Below are 18,406 nucleotides of genomic sequence, written 5' to 3' on the forward strand. Positions count from 1 at the left end.
CGCATATCGCATGTAACGCCACCCGCCACATATGATGCAAGCGGCACTCATTTTTTGAACTTCGTGAGTTGTTGGGGTAACCAATAAGCCCCCCCTTGCTCTGCGTTCTGCGTGGAGCGCCCCCCAAAAAAATCCCCCATGAGTACTCCGCGACTCAAAAGGCAGCTTCGTCGCTCCGCCTTTTGCAAGACTTTCCATGCCCTAGCACTTCTTTCCCTGCTGCAACCGCTGAGCATGGCAGCAGATGCCACCTGGTCTGGCGGCACCGGCACGCAGGCCTGGTCCACCGGCACCAACTGGGTCGGCGGCATAGCGCCAGGCGCACTGACCGGCACGACCAATGCTGACACCGCCACCTTTGGCGGCACGCTTGGCACCACGGCCATCACCATCGACAACGGGCGCAATCTGCGCAGCCTCATTTTCGCCTCGGGTGCCACAGGTGCCATGACGATCGGCAGCGCTGGCACCAATGCGGGAGAAAGCCTGCTGCTGAGCAGCGGCGGCTCGATCTCGATGAACTCCGGCAACACCGCCTCCGTGACGCTGAACGCCCCGATGGTGCTGCAGCCCACCAGCAGCAGCGGCAATGGCAGCTACACCTTTACCAACAACTCCACCGCCGTCGCCGGTTCTGACACGAACCCGTACAAGATGATCATCAACGGGAACATCAGCGGCGGAGCTACCACGGGCACCATCGCGCTGAATTTCACCGCCACCACCGGCAACCGCAACACAGACTCCACGGCCAACGTGATGAACGGGCTGATCTCCAACGGCCAGTCCAGCAGTCTCAGCGTCACCGTCACTGGCAACAGCAACCAGCTCGGCGTGTGGAGCTTTACCAACAACAACAACAGCTACACCGGCACCACCAGCATCGTCGGCGGCACGCTCATCTTCACCAGCATTGCCAATGCCGGGGTGAACAGCGCCATCGGTGCCGGCAATACGCTCAATGTCGGCACCGCCTCGTATGTGAAATACGCCGGTGCCGCCGCCTCCACCGACCGCGCCATCACTGGCAACGGCTCCTTTTACAGCAACGGAACCGGCGCGCTGACGCTGAATGGCACCGTCAACACCGGACTCATCTTCCGTGGCACGCAGAACTTCATCATCAACGGCCTCGTCACGGGCAGCAGCGGCCTCTCCCGCACGGATCCAGGCACCGTCTTTCTGAACAACAACAACAACTCCTTCACCGGAAACATCTCCATCTCCGACGGCGCATTTCAGGTGACCAGCATTTTCAACAACGGCATCAACTCCGCCGCCGGCAACACTGGCAACATCAATCTCGGCCAGGCCAGCGCTACCAACGGCCGCTTTGAATACGCAGGCAGCACCACCTCCACGGACCGCCTCATCGTCATGAGCAACTCCGCCACCGGCAATACCGGACGCGGCACCCTCGGTGCCATGACCGCCGGGCAGACGATCACCTTCACCAACGGCGTGCGCCTTGGCACCGCCAATACGATCACCTCCGCCGCAAACTACTCCGATCTTACGCTGACCGGTCCTGGCAATGGCGAGATCCAGGGGCAGATCGGTGGCACCACAGGCAATGCCTCCGCTGTGGTGAACATGCAGATCATCAAGACCGGCAGCGGCACCTGGACCCTCTCCGGGGCCAACACCTACACACTGCAGACCACCGTCAGCGCAGGCATCCTGAACATCCGCAACAGCAGCGCGCTCGGTGCGGTGCTCTCCAGCGAAACCGTGCCCTCTGCCGCCAACGCAGGCACCACTGTCGCCAGCGGTGCCACCCTGCAGATCCAGAACAACATCAGCGTGGGTGCGGAAGCCCTCACACTGGCAGGCACCGGTGCCACCGGGCAGAATGGTGCGCTGGTAAATGTGAGCGGCACCAACACCTTTGGCGGCGCGCTCACCCTCACGGCCAATACCACCATCTCATCAGACAGCGGCAGCCTGGCCCTGACCAACACCACCGCCATCGTCGGCTCCGGCGGCAGCCGCGCGCTCACCCTCACTGGCGCAGGCAGCGGCAGCCTGGCCGCAGGCATGGACGCCACCAACATCGCCAGCCTGACCAAGAACGGCACCGGCCTGTGGACGCTCTCCGGCACCAGCAGCTACACCGGAGCCACCACCGTCAATGCAGGCACGCTGAATGTGAGCGGCACCCTGGGAAACACCGCCGTCACGGTGGCCAATGGCGCCACGTTTGCCTACGCGGGCAGCGTGGGTGGCAGCCTCACCGCCGCCACAGGCAGCACCCTCATCATAGGCAATGCACTCTCCGCAGGCAGCACCGGCACCCTCACGGTGGGTGGAAACCTGACCCTCAATGACAGCACGGTGCTGATGTTTGATCTCGGCACCACCAGCGACCTCATCCAGGCCAATGGCAGCACCATCACGCTCGATGGCATTGTGCGCGTCACCACCGGTGCCGGATTCACCGCAGGCACCTACAAGCTCATCGGCTACACCGGCACGCTGACAGACAACGGCCTCGTCGCACAGATGCTCGCTGGCTACAACCTGACCATCTCCGTGGACACCGTAAACCAGGCCGTGAACCTCATCGCCACCGCCATCAGTGCCCAGTACTGGGACGGCAGCGGCACCGTGGCAGACGGCGTGCAGAGCGGCGGCAACGGCGTCTGGACCAATGCCGGCACCAACTGGACACTCGCAGACGGCAGCAACAACGCCAGCTGGACGGGCTCGGTGGAAAAGATCGCCATCTTTGGCGGCGCCGCTGGTGGCACCGTGCAGGTGCAGGACGCCGTGACGGTCAATGGACTGCAGTTTTCTAAAAACTACACGCTCGCCGCAGCAGGTGGTCAGGTGCAGATCTCCAGTGCAACGACTGAAGTGCGCGTGGACACCGGCGTCACCGCCACCGTGGCCGCACCCGTCACAGGCTCAGGCGGCCTCAACAAAACCGGAGACGGCACACTGAACTTCACCGCTGCCAGCGGGTCCAATACCTACACCGGCCCCACCCTCGTCACCTCCGGCACGCTGAAGATCGGTGCCACAGACACCCTGCCCATCACCACCGCCCTCACCATCGGCTCCGGCGCATTCACCGCCGCGCTGGACCTCAGTACCGCCAGCCAGCGCGTGGGCAGCCTGCAGGTGGCCTCCAACAACGCCACACTCAGCAGCACCGTCACCATCGGTGCCGGGCAGACGCTGCAGGTCAATGGTGCCTTCTCCACCGGTGTGGCAGGCAATGTCAAAATCCAGACGCGTGCGGTCTTCACCGGCGGCGGCTCACTCGTGGTGAATGCAGCAGCAGCAAACTTCGAGGCCGGTCTGCAGACCGTGACCTCCCAGGCTGCGGCCAATCTCCTGCCCGGAGCCCCCACCCCCTTTGACAGTGGCATCTATGCCAACACCACGACCACCGACTTCTCCGGCCTGGGCTCCTTCAGCGCCACCGTCAGCGAATTCCGCGTGGGCTACGGCATCAACAACAACAGCACGCTCAATCTCTCGGACACCAGCAACAGCATCACCGCAGGCACCGTGCAGATCGCCAACAGCAATGGATTCAATTCCGGCACCGCCACCCTCGTGCTGGGCGCGGGTACGAACAGCATCGCCACAGACACCATCAACATCGGCGTGTCCAAAGGCGTGGGCACGATCAAGTTTGCCTCACAAACCGCAGGCAGTGCAGGCACCGTGGTCATCGGCGGCAAGACGGGTGGCACCACCAACATCGTCGTGGGCAGCTCACTCACCACCTCCACGGGCGCCAGCCCCACCGGCACGCTGGATCTACGCGGCCACACCGCCACCATCACCGCAGGCACGCTCACCATTGGCAAACGCAGCAGCGACGGTGCAGGCGGCGCGACTGGAATCGTGTACTTTGACGGCGGCACCTTCACGGCCAACAAAGTCGAGATCGGCACCATGAGCGGCAATGCGGGCACCACTTCCCCCGGCCCTACAGCCAGCGGCCAGCTCACCATCAGCGGCGGCACCTTCACGGTGAACAGCGGCGGCAGCTTTGTGCTGGCCACGTATGCCAACACCAACACCTTCGGCATTGCCTCGGCCACGCTCACCATCAGCGGTGGCACGCTTGTCTCCAATGTGGACATCACCGAAGGCGGCGGCACCGGAGCCACCACCAGCAACACGCAAAGCACCATCGCCCTCACCGGCGGCACGCTGGACTTGACCGGCCACAGCATCGGAGACGCCACCAACACCATCAACACCCTCACCCTGGCCTCCGGCACGCTCAGAGACGTGCGTGAGATCAATGGCGGCGGCGCAGTCACCAAGACCACCACCGGCACTCTCGTGCTTCTCGGCACCAATGCCTACTCCGGCACCACCACCATCAGCGCAGGCACGCTGCAGGCGGGCAATGGCGGCACCTCCGGCACACTCGGCACCGGCAGCATCGTGAACAACGCCACGCTGGCCTTCAACCGCAGCGATGTCCTCACCGTGACCAACAGCATCAGCGGCACCGGTGTGGTGAACCAGACCGGCACCGGCACCACCGTGATGAGCGGCCCCAGCACCTACAACGGCCAGACCACCGTCAGCGCAGGCACCCTCATGGTGAACAACGCGTATGCAGGCCCGGACTCCGCCACCGGCAGCGGCGCGGTGCAGGTCAGCGCAGGAGCCACCCTCGGCGGAAACGGAAACATCGGCGGCTCAGTCACCCTCGCCGCCAATGCCACGCTGGCCCCTGGTGGCAATGCCGCCACCATCGCCGCAGGCACCGCCGGAGTGAGCACGCAGATCGGCACCGTGCAGATCGGCGGCAGCCTCACCGCATCGGCATCCTCCGTCATTTCGCTGCAGCTCAACAGCGGAGACACCAGCCTCGTCCCCACCTTTGACACCAACACCAACCGCCTTACCGGCATCAGCGGCACCGCTGCGCCAGGTGGCAATGACCGCCTCATCGTCGGCGGCACCCTCACCCTGGACGCAGCCTCAACGATCAACGTCGCCCTCGGCTCGTCCTTCACCCCAGCCTATCATGCTGTTTTTGATCTCGTGGACTGGAGCGGCTCCACCATCGCCCTCTCCTACTACGACTCCGGCACCGGCATCCGCCTCGGCGGCAGTGCCGACAACGCCTCCTACGCCCTCGATCTGCCCGACCTCACCGCTTTCAACAGCACTTGGTTCTGGGACGTCAGCCAGTTCGGCACCACCGGCGTCATCGCCATCGTGCCCGAGCCCTCCCGCGCCCTGCTGCTGCTCGGCGGTTTGCTCTGCCTGGGCCTGCGGCGGCGGAAGTCACGGCAGTCGTAATCAGCAGCCAGCACTCATTTCGCACTCTTGCCCGGCCTGAAGCGCTTCACCGCTGCTTTGAAGGACTGCAGTCCATCGCGTGAGGCACCGTAGCGGCCGGAGATGTACTGGGTGGCCAGGGGCTCAAACTGCGGGGCCAGATCGGGGCGTGTTTCGGTGACTCTGCGGGCAAAGGTCTGCGGGCCCTCGTGCGGCATCCAGGCGGGCACTCCGGCACGGCTCGCGCGGCGGCAGGCGCGCTGCCAGAGGCGCATCCAGGGGTCGGCATGCCGCGCCGGGCGGCGCAGCCACAGCGTCACCAGTGCGCCCGCCAGCAGCACAAAGGCCGCGCTCGGGATCAGCAGCACCAGCTTGCTCTGCCGCAGGCCCAGCCGCTCCAGCAGGCTGCGCTGGGTTTCCTGGTTGTAGTCGATCACCTGGTTCTGCCAGTCGTAGTTCACGCTGTCCCACCACAGGCGGAGGCGCTGCCAGATGGAGCCCCGCTGCCGCTCCGCCTCCTCCACACCGCCGGCCATCAGGGCGCTGATGTCAATGTTCACACGGTCGGGTGCCAGTGCGGCGGTGGGATCAATGCGAAACCAGCCGTACTTCTCCAGCCACACCTCCACCCATGCATGCACGTCGCTCTGCTTCACGATGAGGTAGCCGCCGTTGTGGTCCGAGTATTCCCCGCCGAGAAAACCCACCACCACACGCGAGGGAACGCCCGCCATGCGCATCAGCGTGGCAAAGCTGGCGCTGAAGTGCTCGCAGAAGCCCACGCGGCGGCGCAGAAAGAAATCTTCCATGGCCTGTGGTCCGGTGTACTCGCCGGGCTCCAGCGTGTAGTTAAAGCCCATGGTTTTGATGTAGCTCAGCGCGATCTGCACGATCTGCTCGTCGTTCTGCGTCACGGACTCCCAGTAGTCCGTGAGCCGCTTGAGCTCGGGTGAAATCTGGCGCGGCAGCTGCAGTGCAGCCTCCCGGTGGACTTCCAGCAAGTCACGCACAGGCTGCTGCTCAAAGCTCGAGAGCACCGAGAAACGCTCCGTGTTCATCACGGCAAAGGGAGAGACGATTGACTGGTCAAACTCCGGCGACAGATCCTCGCCACGCAGCCTGGCTGAGACGGGCAGGTCCAGTGAGGGCAGCCAGCGCTTGCCGTGCGCCTCCAGATCGATGACCTGACGCACGTCGCTGCTGTTCTTCATACGCGGCAGCCGTGGCGCATAGGGCAGGCGGTCGCCACGCAGCCAGTGCAGCCCCTCGCAGTGCCAGAGCGTGAGGCAGCGCCAGTAGCGCAACTCATTGGAGGGCACGTTTCCATCTGGAAACCGTACGCGGAAGGCCACCTTGGAGCTCAGGGCCACCTTGGCGATGTTGCCTGGGCTCAGCTCGTTGTCGATGCCCGTTTCCCCAAAGCGGCTGCGGCCCAGCGCCGAGCCCAGATCCAGCAGACCACGTGGAAAGACAAAGAACAGCAGCACAGCCAGCGGCAGCGCCTGCGCAAAGAGCACACCCGTGAGGCGCAGCGGCTCGCGCGCCCCCGGTGCGCTGCGGCGAAAGCGCACCATGCATGCCGTGATGATGAGCAGCACCATCACCACCCAGATGGAGCGGGAGAGCTGATTCTCCAGCAGCACGGTGCAGAAGGCCATGAACCAGCCGATGAGCGCCAGCACCTGAAACTCCCGCGGAGAGCGGCTTTCCAGCATCTTGGCACCAGCCAGCACCAGCAGCAGCGCGATGCCTGGCTCCATCCCGCCGATCTCTCCATAATCTGCAAACACCGCCAGCACTCCGGCCACGATCACGCCCACGCGCATGATCACATGCGGCACGCCCATGCGCAGCACGCCGCGCCAGATCATGCACAGCGCACACACCAGCAGGCCGCCATTGCCGATGTAACCGCGCAGCGGCAGGATGGCCAGCAGCAGCGCCAGACTCATCAAGAGCAGCGGCCCCTTGGGCAGAAAGGTGGACTGCTCCATGCCCGCCATGCTCACCGTCTTGTCAGCCGCCTGCATTTCATCCACCACAGCAGCGCCACCGTCTGCACCCGGCTGAGTTGCCAGGGCGTCCAGACAGCGCCGCAGGTGTGCAGGCCCATGCCCGGCACGGATCACACGCCCCGGCAGGCGCAGCTCATAGGGGCTGCCTTCCGCTTCACAAATTTCCATCCAGCGCGCCAGCTGGGCGGCACGTGCGGCATCTTCCAGCGTCAGGGCATCCCAGTCCATCACCACCACGCCCTGCACTCCGCTGCTCCAGGCCTTCACCATCAGCGGCCCGCCGCGCGCTGCGGCACGCCAGTCAATGTGGCGCGGAGAGTCCCCGGCACGCCACTCGCGCAGCCCCGCAAAATCATCTCCGCCTGCAGACTGTCCGCGCGCAGACGAGACCGCCACGGCCTCCCCACGCTGAGTGGTATCAGGAGCAGGCACCGGCAGATCTCCCGCCGGCCGCGGATGCACACGCCGCACCCAGGCCGTCTCCACCACCAGCTCCGCCGAAAAAAGCCCCAGCGGATACAGGCTGCGCACCAAAATCCGCAGTCCGCCACCAGACTCGTTCACAGGCGGCGGCAGCTCCACGACCACCACGCCACCCGCAGGCACACGCTCCACAAAAACGGACGTCGCAGCCCCTGCCGCGTGGATCTCCAGTCCGCACGGAGATACGGCCCCCGTGGCACGCAGCTCCACCGGAATGCGCTTCCCCACCTCCTGCACACCGGGCCTGGCACCGGCCAGCCGCAGGCTCAGCCCGCGCAGATTGGCCCGCGCATGCAGCCAGGAGAGCAGGCTGATCGCCCCCGTCAGCAGCGCGATGAGGTGCGCCGCCCCATTGGACTGCGCCTCCGCCGCATACCACATGCCCGCCACGATGGCCAGCAGCGCCAGCGTGTGTCGGTTCCAGCGCACGCGCACTTTCATGACTTCAGGGCACCGGAGTTTCTGCGATGAGCTGACGTGCCAGCGCCGTACCGCTCATGCCTTCTGCTGCGTGTTCAAGTCGATGCCCCATGACATAAACCGCCACCGCCTGGATGTCCTCCGGCAGCACCATGGCCCGGCCGCTGAGCAGCGCCCATGCACGCGCCGCAGCCAGCAGGGAGAGCCCGCCGCGCGGAGAAAGCCCATGCCCCTGCACGCGGCTGGCAGCCAGCAGATCCTGCAGATAGTCCAGCAGCGCCGGAGAGGCATACACCGCACGCGCCCAGGTCTGCAGCTGCTGCAGCTCCGGCACGGACATGGCAGGCTGCAGCGCACGCAGCAGCTCGCGCCGCTCCTGCCCTTCCAGCAGCGCACGCTCGGCGCTGCGGTCCGGCACCCCAAGCTCCAGACGCATCAAAAAGCGGTCCATCTGTGACTCCGGCAGCAAAAAGGTGCCGATCTGCGAAGACGGATTCTGCGTGGCAATGACGAAAAACGGCTCCGGCAGCGGATGCGTGCTGCCATCTGCCGTCACCTTCCCCTCCTCCATCGCCTCCAGCAGCGCGGACTGGGTCTTGGGTGTGGCGCGGTTGATCTCATCCGCCAGCAGCACCTGCGTGAAAACCGGCCCGCGATGAAAGTGAAACGACGCCGTGTCACGGTCATAGATGGACGCACCGAGAATGTCTGCGGGCAACAGATCGCTGGTGAACTGCACACGGCGGAATCCCAGCCCGAGCGCCTGCGCCAGTGCCTGGGAGAGCATCGTCTTGCCCACACCCGGCTGGTCCTCAAACAGCAGATGCCCGCGCGCCAGCAGGCAGGTCACCGCCAGCCGCACCACATGCTCCTTTCCTAGAATGATCTGGGAGACCTGGGTGATGATGCTTTCGATTTGCAGAGCAGCCTGAACGGCGGTGGCGGCGGGCAGCATGGCGTCTGCGGAGGAGTGGGTTGCGCGTGAAGACACAAAAGAAGGGATTTATGCCCGCAAATGTCGCCGATTCCCCATCGCAAAGGCAAGCCCGCATTCATGCTTAAGCATAAATTAAACGCCTAGCCTCGTAGCCAGTCGCTCTGCCGCGAGATGCAAAAAAAAGAGAGGGATCTCAGCGATCCCTCTCCAGATTGAACATTCAGCACAGGTCTATGCTTACGACACCAGCGGCAGCAGCTTGCCGAGGAGATCGCTGATCTTCACACGCTCCTGCTCGCCGCTGTCGCGGTGGCGCAGGGTGACGGTGTCGGCGAGTTCGGGGCCTTTTTCGCCGCAGGTTTCGAAGTCGATCGTCACGCCAAACGGAGTGCCGGCTTCGTCCTGACGGGCGTAACGGCGACCGATGGAGGCGGTCTCGTCGTAGAAGCAGTTCATGTGCTTCTTGAGCAGTGCATAGACTTCACGGGCCTTGGCCACGAGCTCGGGCTTGTTCTTCAGCAGCGGGAAGACACCTACCTTCACCGGAGCCACGCGCGGATGCAGGCGCAGGACGGTGATGACCTCCTTCTTGCCCTTCTCATCAACCTTCTCGGTTTCGGAGAAGGCCTTGGCGATGACAGCCAGCGCCATGCGATCCAGACCGGCGGAAGGCTCGATGACGTGGGGCACGTAGTTGCCTTTGAAGAGGCGCTCGAACCATGTACGCCACTGAGTCACGACGTCTGTGTCGATTTGCATGGCCTGCGGAAGCGACTGAAGCTTCTTCTGGATAAGAGCCTCCTTCTGCTCCGGCGTGAGCTTGGCCGCGGCGGTCTTGAGCTCTTCGTCGAAGACTTCGAGAGACTTGGTGCTGTGCTTCTGGTGCTGGGAGAGATCGAAGTCACCACGGGCGGCGATGCCTTCGAGTTCTTCGGTGCCGAAGGGGAATTCGCACAGAATGTCCACGCAGGCGCGGGCGTAATGGGCCAGGTCTGCGGGCGTCTGCCAGTAGTACTCCAGCACGTCACCGAGGCCGATGCCTTCGTAGAACTTGGTGCGCTGATCCACCCAGTAGCGGTGCCACATCTGCCAGCCCCAGTTGGGCTTGGGCTCGCTGAGGTCCGCGCCTTCGCTCCAGGCCATGACTTCGCCGGAGATGATCTCCACGGCTTCGTCGGGCTTGATGAAGAATTCGAGCTCCATCTGCTCAAACTCGCGGCTGCGGAAGGTGAAGTTCTTCGGCGTCACCTCATTTCGGAAGGCCTTGCCGATCTGGCCGATGCCGAAGGGCACCTTCACACGGCTGGAGTCATACACGTTTTTGAACTGCGCAAAGATGGCCTGCGCAGTTTCAGGGCGCAGGTAGGTCACGTCCGCCTCGGTGGCTGTGGGGCCGAGGTAGGTCTTGAGCATGAGATTGAAGGGACGGGCCTCACCGAGAGCACCGCCGGTTTCGGGGTGGAAGTCCACGCTGCCATTCACGGCGTCGATCTTCTCTTCATTGAGCAGTTCGATCTCCTCGGGCTTGCCTGCGGCTTCACCGGCGTTCTGCGCGATGAGGGCGCGGATGCGCTTGCGGAAGCTCTCGATGTGCTCGCCGTTTTTCAGCAGGGCGGAGACGGTGCGGTCCCAGCGCCAGCCGGTGGGTGAGGTGGCACCGCTGTACTTCATGACCACGCCGTCCTGCGGCTCCACATGGTCGGCACGCACGCGCTTGTTGGTCAGCGAGCACTCGCGCATGAGATCGGCAAAGGTGTCCACATGGCCGCTGGCCTTCCAGATGGCGGGATTCATGAGGATGCTGGCATCCAGGCCCAACACATCCTCGCGCTCGCGGGTCATGGTGTTCCACCAAGCGGTGCGCAGGTTGCGCTTCAGCTCGGCACCCAGGGGGCCGTAGTCCCACACGCCGCCGCAGCCGCCGTAGATCTCGCTGCTTTGATAGATGAAGCCGCGGCGCTTGCAGAGGGAAACGATCTTCTCCATTTGCGCGATAGAGTTCTTGGCGTCGGTGGACATGATAGGTGGTCGATTGAGGGTATGGGATGTGCCGAATGGCTGGACTGCCACCGGCGAGATAGGGGCGCGAAAGGAGCACCAGCAGGCCCTCTGCGCAACGCATTTCGGGTGGGCTTGAGCCCCTGCTCCGCACTACTCCCACAGCTTGCCATCCTTCAGCCACTCGCGCACCAGTCCACGAAAGGCCGCCACGGCGGGGTCCTCGCCTTCCTTGGCCCACACCATCACCAGCGGAATGGTCTGCTGGGGTTTCAGCGGAATGAGCGCCAAGTTTTTGTTGGCCGTGCTCTCCGGCACCACGCCCACACCGGCGCCCGATTCCACGTATTGCAGCACCGTGCCGATGAGGCTGGGCATGTGCTTCACACGCGGCACAAAACCAGACGCCTGGCACGCAGCCTGAATGGCATCGTGAGAGCCCGCGCCCTCACGCCGTGCCAGGATGATGAGCGGCTCTCCGGCCAGCTTCTTCCAGGGGAGCGAGGTCAGCTTGGCCCAGGGATGATCCAGCGGCACGGCGGCGCAAAATTTCTCCTCCCGAAGAAGCAGCGTCTGCAATCCCAGAGCCTCATGCGCCAGCACAGGACGTGTCAGCCCCACGGAGAGACGCCCCTTGGAAACCATCTCCCACACACGCTCCGGAGTGCGCTCTTCCAGGATGACAGTGACGCGCGGATAACGCCTGCCGTATTCTTTGAGCAGACGCGCGAGAAACGGACGGGTGGGCGGGCCGATGTAGCCCAGCCTTAGCTCACCCTCCTCGCCTTTGGCGGTGCGGTGCACACGGCGCAGGGACTCGTCCAGCCGCTCCAGGATAAGCCCGATCTCATGCAGCAGCACATTTCCCGCAGGAGTCAGGCGCGGGGAGCGACGCTCGCGCTCGATGAGCTGTGCGCCCAGCTCACGCTCCAGTTCCTGCACAGCGCGGCTCAGTGCCGGCTGGGCGATGCGCAGACGTCGCGCCGCACGGGAGAAGCTCAGCTCCTCCGCCACGGCCTGGAAATATTTCAAATGTCGCAGTTCCATGATGTGGTCATTCTATACCGAATGGGCATCAAAGGTATATCAAAAGTCTATTTTCGTTACTGATGCGCCTGATCCATCTATAAGCTGCCGAAATGAACAACGTCTCCCTCGCCGTCCAGTTTTTCCTCCAGATCGCCGTCATCCTGCTCGCCTGCCGTGTGGTGGGTGCCATCGCGGCACGCTTTGGCCAGCCTCAGGTCGTGGCGGAGATGATCACCGGCGTGCTGCTGGGGCCCTCTCTCTTTGGCATGCTGGCCCCGGAGTGGCAGCAGTGGCTCTTTCCCTGGGACAAAACGCAGAAGCTCCGCGACACCTCCTGCTACCTCTTCCCCGCTTCGCAGCTCGGGCTGGCGCTGTACATGTTCATCGTCGGCATGGAGTTCCGGATGGACATCGTGAGCAAGCGCCTGAAAAGCAGCGTGGCCGTCTCCATTGCGGGCATGGTCACCCCTTTCCTGCTCGGTGCAGGCCTGGCCTGGGTGCTCTACCACCACACGGAACTCTTCCCCAAGAAGACCTCCCTCACCGAGGCCATGCTCTTCCTCGGGGCCTCCATGTGCATCACCGCCTTCCCCATGCTGGCGCGTATCATCCACTTTAAAGGACTGGCTGGCACCACCATGGGCACCGTGGCCATCGGTGCGGGTGCCATCGATGATGCCACCGCCTGGATCCTCCTGGCCGTGGTGCTCGCCAGCTTTGAGAACAACATCGGCCACGCTCTTTACAATATCGGCGGAGCGGCAGGCTTTGTCACCGTGGCGCTCTTCATCATCCGGCCGCTGCTGGCACGCCTCTCTTCCCTGCTCATTGAAAAAGACAAGCTCAGCGACGCCGGGCTCGTCATCGGTCTGGCCATGATGTCTCTCGGTGCGTGGTTCACGGACATGATCGGCCTGCACGCCGTCTTTGGTGCCTTCATCATGGGCGCAGTCATGCCTCGCGGCATCATGGTAAGGGATCTTTGCGCCCGCATCCAGCCTCTGGCCGTGGCGCTGCTGCTGCCGCTCTTCTTCACCTACTCCGGCCTCAACACCAAGATCGGCCTGCTCAACACCTGGTATCTCTGGGGCATGTGTCTGGCCGTACTGGCTGCTGCGGTACTGGGGAAATGGCTAGCCTGCACCCTGGCCGCACGCGCCACGGGCATCTCTAGCCGCGAGGCCATGGGCATCGGCATCCTGATGAATGCCCGCGGCCTGATGGAGCTGATCATCATCAACATCGGCCTGCAGCGCGGCATCATCTCGGAGGGGCTCTTTGCCACGCTCGTGATCATGGCCGTCGTCACCACTCTGATGGCCTCCCCTATCTTTGAGCGCCTCGTCGGATCCGGCACTTACAAGCCCGAGCCCGAACCGGACGGCGAGCCACAGCTGAGCATGTAGGCAGCGGCGACTTCAATCCTCCTCCAGGACAAAGTCGCCATTTCCGAAAAGCACCGAGCGACCGTGGCGACTGTCAAAGATCACGGCGTAGTCAGATTTCATGATCAAGCAGGCGGAAATGGTGCTGACAGCAAGTTCTGGACTCACCGGCACACCGGATCTCACCCGCAGCACATGAGAAGGCTCCCTGCCGCCATGCAGTGTGAAGTCTGCTTCATCAAGACTGCACTCGCTGAAAGAGCCGGCGTTCAGCAAAGACTCTTGTATCAGGCTGCAAAACCTGGCGAAGTGCTTCTCCTCCTGCTCCTGCGTGAGGGTCTGATCCAGCCGCTCGCAGTGCCGCTCAAACAGGCGCAGGTGATCCCGCAGATCATCGGCTGAAAGCGTGTGCTGGTGCAGATAGTCCTCAAGGCCCGAGGCATTCAGTAAAGCTGTCTCCGACGGAGCAGGAACACGGAGATCAAAGAGAAGGGCTTCCATAAGAATGCATGCGGCTTGTTTGAAGATACCCGCATTCAATCATTTTCCGCCGCGCAGACCAAGCGCCTCACGCCCGCCGTACCGGCCAAATATTCATTCCATGCATGAATGAATTTGCTGACCGCCCGCAGGATGATCTCAGGCAGACGCGGGTGCAGAAGCCCCATCCAGCTCCGCCTGCCGGCGGGTGAAGAGCGTGAGCAGCGGCCCCGTGAGCATGGTGGTGGCCAGCGCCATGATCACCAGCATGGCAAAGATGCGCGGTGAAAGGATGCCGAGATCGTAGCCGATGTTCAGCGCGATCAGCTCCATGAGCCCGCGTGTGTTCATCAGCGCGCCGAGCTGCAGGGACTCGCTCCAGCTCATGCCCGTCCAGCGCGCGGCGATGGCGCTGCCGCCCAGCTTGCCCACCGTGGCCACGGCGATGATGCCCAGGCACAGCGCCCAGCCCTGCACATCATTGAGCAGACCGATCTGCGTGCGCAGCCCGGTGAAGGCAAAGAACAGCGGCAGCAGCAGCACGGAGCTGAAATTTTCCACCCGCACGCTCAGCTTGTGCCGGAAGCCGCCCGCCTCCGGCATGATGGCCCCCGCCAGGAATGCGCCAAACAGCGCGTGGATGCCAATGACCTCCGTGGCCAGCGCCGCGCCCACCACCACACAAATGACCGTGGCCAGCACACCGCGAGAGGGTGCCTCGCTTTCCATTCCATCCCTGCCGATCCAACGCGGCAGCAGCAGCCGCACGCCCTTGATCATGATGGCGATGAAGGCCAGCACGAGCAAAAGGTTCAGCGCAGAGGCTCCCACGCTGGTGGCGCGTGCTATGGCCACCACAAAGGCCAGGATGCTCCATGCCGTGACGTCATCCACCGCCGCGCAGGTGATGGCAGTGCTGCCGAGAAAGGTGCGGCTCAGCCCGCGCTCCTGCAAAATGCGCGCCAGCACCGGAAAGGCCGTGATGCTCATGGAGATGCCCATGAAAAGCGCAAAGGCCATGAAGCTCGTGCCTGGCTGCGCGAGATCCGTATAGAGAAAATACGCCAGCACCACGCCGAGAAAGTAGGGCAGCACAATGCTCGCGTGACTCACGATCACGGCGGCCTCCGCCTTTTTCCGCACGTGCCCCATGTCCACCTCCATGCCCACCACAAACATGAAGAGACAAACGCCGATCTGGCTTAGCAGCTTGAGCACGCCCAGAGAGGTGGCGGGAAACACAAACTGAAACGCGTCCGGCGCCAGCCAGCCAAAAAGAGACGGCCCCAGCAAAATGCCCGCCGCCATCTCCCCCACCACCGCAGGCTGACCGCAGCGCACAAACAGCATGCCCGCCAACCGCGAGGCTATGATGATGACGAGCAACTGCACAAAGAGATGGCTCAACGGATCATTCACATTCGCCCCCAGCCCCGAGAGCACTGCGGCTACCGCTGAACGCGAAGCAGCCATGCCAGCATGTGGCGCAGCAGCCTTGGCCATCACTGCACCTTGAGGCGCAGGCAGCCCTGCTCCGAGGTGCAGCACCAGCAGAATACCGGCACCGATGACAGAAAGCGTGACGAGATAAAACAGAGCGCTGCGTTTCATGGAGGCGATGGCTTGAAGATTAAGTCATGAGAAAACACTCACGCCGCCAGCAGCGGCTCTCCGTAGGGCAGGTCGTCAGGCAGTGGCACAAACTCACGAATCTGGCTCCAGAGCACGCTGAAGTCCTTGTTCACATCGCCGGAGAGGCAGTCGGTGATGGCACCTCCGGCATCCGGGAAGCGCTTGATCACTTCGCGGAAGGAGAAGTCCGGATTGTAGAAGGCATAGACCAGCTTGCGCATGTTTTCCACGCCTTGGCGGATCGTCTCGCCATACGCGGTGAAGCGCGCCGGGGAGAGATCGTCTTCCAGGATGCCCTGGTGCACGGCCTCGCCGGAGAGCACGCCGCACTTCAGCGCCAGCATCACGCCGCTGCTGAAGACGGGATCGAGAAATGCAAAGGAGTCCCCCACCAGCAGCAGCCCCGGACAGGCGCAATGCCGGGCATGGTGCGAGTACTCGCTGGTGATGCGGTATTCACCATTCGAAACGCCCGTGCCCAGGTGGTCTTTGATCCACTGGTTCTCCTCCACCTCGCGGTTGAAGATTTCCTTTGGGTCCTTCACACCACCACGCGTGAGATACTTGCCCTCCGCCACCACGCCCACGCTCACCATGTCATCGTGCTGCGGGATGTGCCAGAACCAGCCTTTGTCAGGAATGTAAGCGACCATCGTCTGGCCTTCGTCGATGCCGGGCTCGCGGGTGGAGCCCTTGTAGTACGTCCACACGGCGACCTTGTTGAGGTAGGGATCGCGCATGCGCCAGCCGTTGCGCGTGGCGGTAAATGCCTCCTTGCCCGTGCAGTCCAGCGTGATCTTGGCGCGGTATTCGGAGACGTTGCCGTCCTTGTCCCTGGCACGTGCGCCAGCCACGCGGCCGTCTTCCTTGATCAGCTCCAGCACCGTCATCTCCTCCAGCACCTCAGCGCCTTTTTCACGCGCATTGTCCAGCAGCATCTGGTCAAACTCCGAGCGCAGCACCTGCCACGTCTGCGCCACGCTTTCGCGGTCATAGCGGTTGAAGAAATAGAAGGGCTGTGAGGCCTTGCCGCTCGGCTGCACAAAGGCCACGCTGTACTTCTTCACAAAGTGGGACTTCTTCATCTTCGGGATCATGCCCAGCCGCTCCAGCGGCCCGTAGGTGAAGGGAATGAGCGACTCGCCGATGTGGTAGCGCGGAAATTTTTCACGTTCGAGGATGAGCACTTTGTGGCCGTATTCAGCCAGGATGGCGGCTGCGCTGGACCCAGCAGGCCCGGCACCGATGATAAGCGCGTCGTAGTTCATGAGAAGAAAGCCCCTCTCCAGGGCTTGCACGGATAAGCCGCCGCCGCGCCTAACGAAAATCTCATCTCGCTATCGCCTTGATGCCACTTCGGCATGATTCCACCATCATAACCATCCAGCATCAAAGCCATGCCGAAAGTCTATTTCCGTTATTGCATTCCATGCGGAAAAAATGGAGCTCATGCGCTCAGCCCTGCTCCTGCCCGCCTTGCTTCTTCTGGCCCCACCGACTCGTGGCGAGGGCATCGCCGACCAGCTCAAGTGGAACTTCCAGGCCCGCACTCGCGCCGAGTCACGCAACAACACTTTCGATTTCAACTCTGCCAAAAATTCCGTCACGGACGACACCTTTGTGCTGGCCCGCGTGCGCCTCGGGGTGGAGTGGCAGCCGGATGAGTGGGTACGCATCGCCCTGCAGGGGCAGGACACGCGTGAGGCCTTCTCCAAGCGGCCGAACGTCCCGCTGCAAAACGGCGCGGAGGGAGACGACAGCTTTGACCTCCGACTGGCCAGCATCGAAATCGGCAAGCCCACCGGGCTGAGTGTGAAGGCTGGCCGCCAGGTGCTGATGTATGGAGACGAGCGCCTCGTCGGCCCGCTGGAGTGGCAGAACTTCAGCCGCACCTTTGACGCCGTGAAGTTGCACTACCAGGCGCAAACGTGGTGGCTGGACGCCTTCACCTCCAGCGTGGTGCGCATCCGCCGCTCGCAGTTCAATGTGTCCGACTGGATCAACAACTCCGCCTCACGGAACCAGTTTTTCAGCGGCCTCTACTTCAGCAGCAAGGCCATCCCGTTCCAGACCACGGACCTGTACGCCTTTCACCTGCACGAGGAAAACACCGCCGGCACGTCCAATTTCGTCACCTTCGGCACCCGCCACAAAGGGGACCCCACCAAGCTGCGCGGCTGGGACTACACCGTGGAACTCGTGGGCCAGGTGGGGCAGCTCAGCGGCAAATCACTCACCGCCTACGCCTACCATCTGGAAGGCGGCTACAACTGGCTTAAAAGCCCGTGGAAGCCACGCCTCGCCATCGAGTACAGCGCAGGCAGCGGCGACAGCAATCCCAACGACGGCCACGCCCACACCTTCCAGAACCTCTTTCCCACCAACCACCCGCCTTACGGCTTCATGGATCTCTTCTCCTGGCAGAACATGCAGAACCTGGCGCTGCGCCTGGCGGCCAATCCCACCCCCAAGACCAAAACCACGCTGGACTTTCACTCCTTCTGGCTGACCACCACCGGAGATGCTTGGTATCGCGCCAACGGCACCACCACTGTGCGCCCGATCAGCCCCAATGCGAACAGCCACGCCGGATGCGAACTGGACCTGACCGTGAGCACCAAGCTGACCCCGCACCTCGATCTCCTCCTCGGCTACTCCCACTTCTTTGCCGGTGCCTACCTCGCCGCCACCGGCCCCAGCGACGACGCCGACTTTGGCTACTGCATGCTGACGCTGAACTATTGAGCGCCAGCAGGATCATTTTTTCG

Annotated in this window: 10 protein-coding genes; 3 read left to right on the plus strand and 7 right to left on the minus strand. The window is 63.2% G+C overall.

The genetic code is table 11. From position 1 onward, the window contains the following. Positions 1-138 precede the first annotated feature (138 nt). Positions 139-5,280, plus strand: coding sequence for a beta strand repeat-containing protein (locus HNQ65_RS06890; RefSeq protein ID WP_184338768.1), 5,142 nt, complete (start codon positions 139-141; stop codon positions 5,278-5,280). Positions 5,281-5,294: 14 nt separating this feature from the next. Here the strand turns inward: HNQ65_RS06890 and HNQ65_RS06895 are convergent, their stop codons facing one another. The 4 genes from HNQ65_RS06895 to HNQ65_RS06910 form a co-directional block, all read right to left on the minus strand. Continuing rightward, positions 5,295-8,198, minus strand: coding sequence for a transglutaminaseTgpA domain-containing protein (locus HNQ65_RS06895; RefSeq protein WP_184338769.1), 2,904 nt, complete (start codon positions 8,196-8,198; stop codon positions 5,295-5,297). 4 nt (positions 8,199-8,202) lie between these two features. Continuing rightward, the gene (locus tag HNQ65_RS06900; protein WP_184338991.1) at positions 8,203-9,132 is read right to left on the minus strand and encodes an AAA family ATPase; all 930 of its coding nucleotides are present in this window, start codon (positions 9,130-9,132) and stop codon (positions 8,203-8,205) included. A gap of 219 nt (positions 9,133-9,351) precedes the next feature. Then, positions 9,352-11,133: a glycine--tRNA ligase gene (locus tag HNQ65_RS06905; protein ID WP_184338770.1), complete on the minus strand. Its 1,782-nt coding sequence runs from the start codon at positions 11,131-11,133 to the stop codon at positions 9,352-9,354. A 132-nt stretch (positions 11,134-11,265) separates the two neighbouring features. Next, the gene (locus HNQ65_RS06910; RefSeq protein ID WP_184338771.1) at positions 11,266-12,159 is read right to left on the minus strand and encodes a LysR family transcriptional regulator; all 894 of its coding nucleotides are present in this window, start codon (positions 12,157-12,159) and stop codon (positions 11,266-11,268) included. Positions 12,160-12,251: 92 nt separating this feature from the next. Here HNQ65_RS06910 and HNQ65_RS06915 point away from each other — a divergent pair, with 92 nt between their 5' ends. After that, positions 12,252-13,547, plus strand: a complete 1,296-nt coding sequence (locus tag HNQ65_RS06915; protein ID WP_184338772.1) for a cation:proton antiporter — start codon at positions 12,252-12,254, stop codon at positions 13,545-13,547. 12 nt (positions 13,548-13,559) lie between these two features. Here the strand turns inward: HNQ65_RS06915 and HNQ65_RS06920 are convergent, their stop codons facing one another. From HNQ65_RS06920 to HNQ65_RS06930, 3 genes are all read right to left on the minus strand, one after another. After that, entirely contained in the window at positions 13,560-14,027 is a 468-nt protein-coding gene (locus tag HNQ65_RS06920) for a hypothetical protein (RefSeq protein ID WP_184338773.1), read from the minus strand. Between the two features lie 138 nt (positions 14,028-14,165). Next, positions 14,166-15,617, minus strand: a complete 1,452-nt coding sequence (locus tag HNQ65_RS06925) for a cation:proton antiporter domain-containing protein (protein ID WP_184338774.1) — start codon at positions 15,615-15,617, stop codon at positions 14,166-14,168. A gap of 38 nt (positions 15,618-15,655) precedes the next feature. Next, positions 15,656-16,906 carry an NAD(P)/FAD-dependent oxidoreductase gene (locus tag HNQ65_RS06930; protein WP_184338775.1) on the minus strand — a complete coding sequence of 417 codons (1,251 nt, stop codon included), beginning with the start codon at positions 16,904-16,906 and terminating at the stop codon, positions 15,656-15,658. A gap of 181 nt (positions 16,907-17,087) precedes the next feature. Here HNQ65_RS06930 and HNQ65_RS06935 point away from each other — a divergent pair, with 181 nt between their 5' ends. Beyond that, entirely contained in the window at positions 17,088-18,383 is a 1,296-nt protein-coding gene (locus tag HNQ65_RS06935; protein ID WP_184338776.1) for an alginate export family protein, read from the plus strand. Positions 18,384-18,406 lie beyond the last annotated feature (23 nt).

Source organism: Prosthecobacter vanneervenii (assembly GCF_014203095.1).
In the GTDB taxonomy this organism is placed as follows: domain Bacteria; phylum Verrucomicrobiota; class Verrucomicrobiia; order Verrucomicrobiales; family Verrucomicrobiaceae; genus Prosthecobacter; species Prosthecobacter vanneervenii.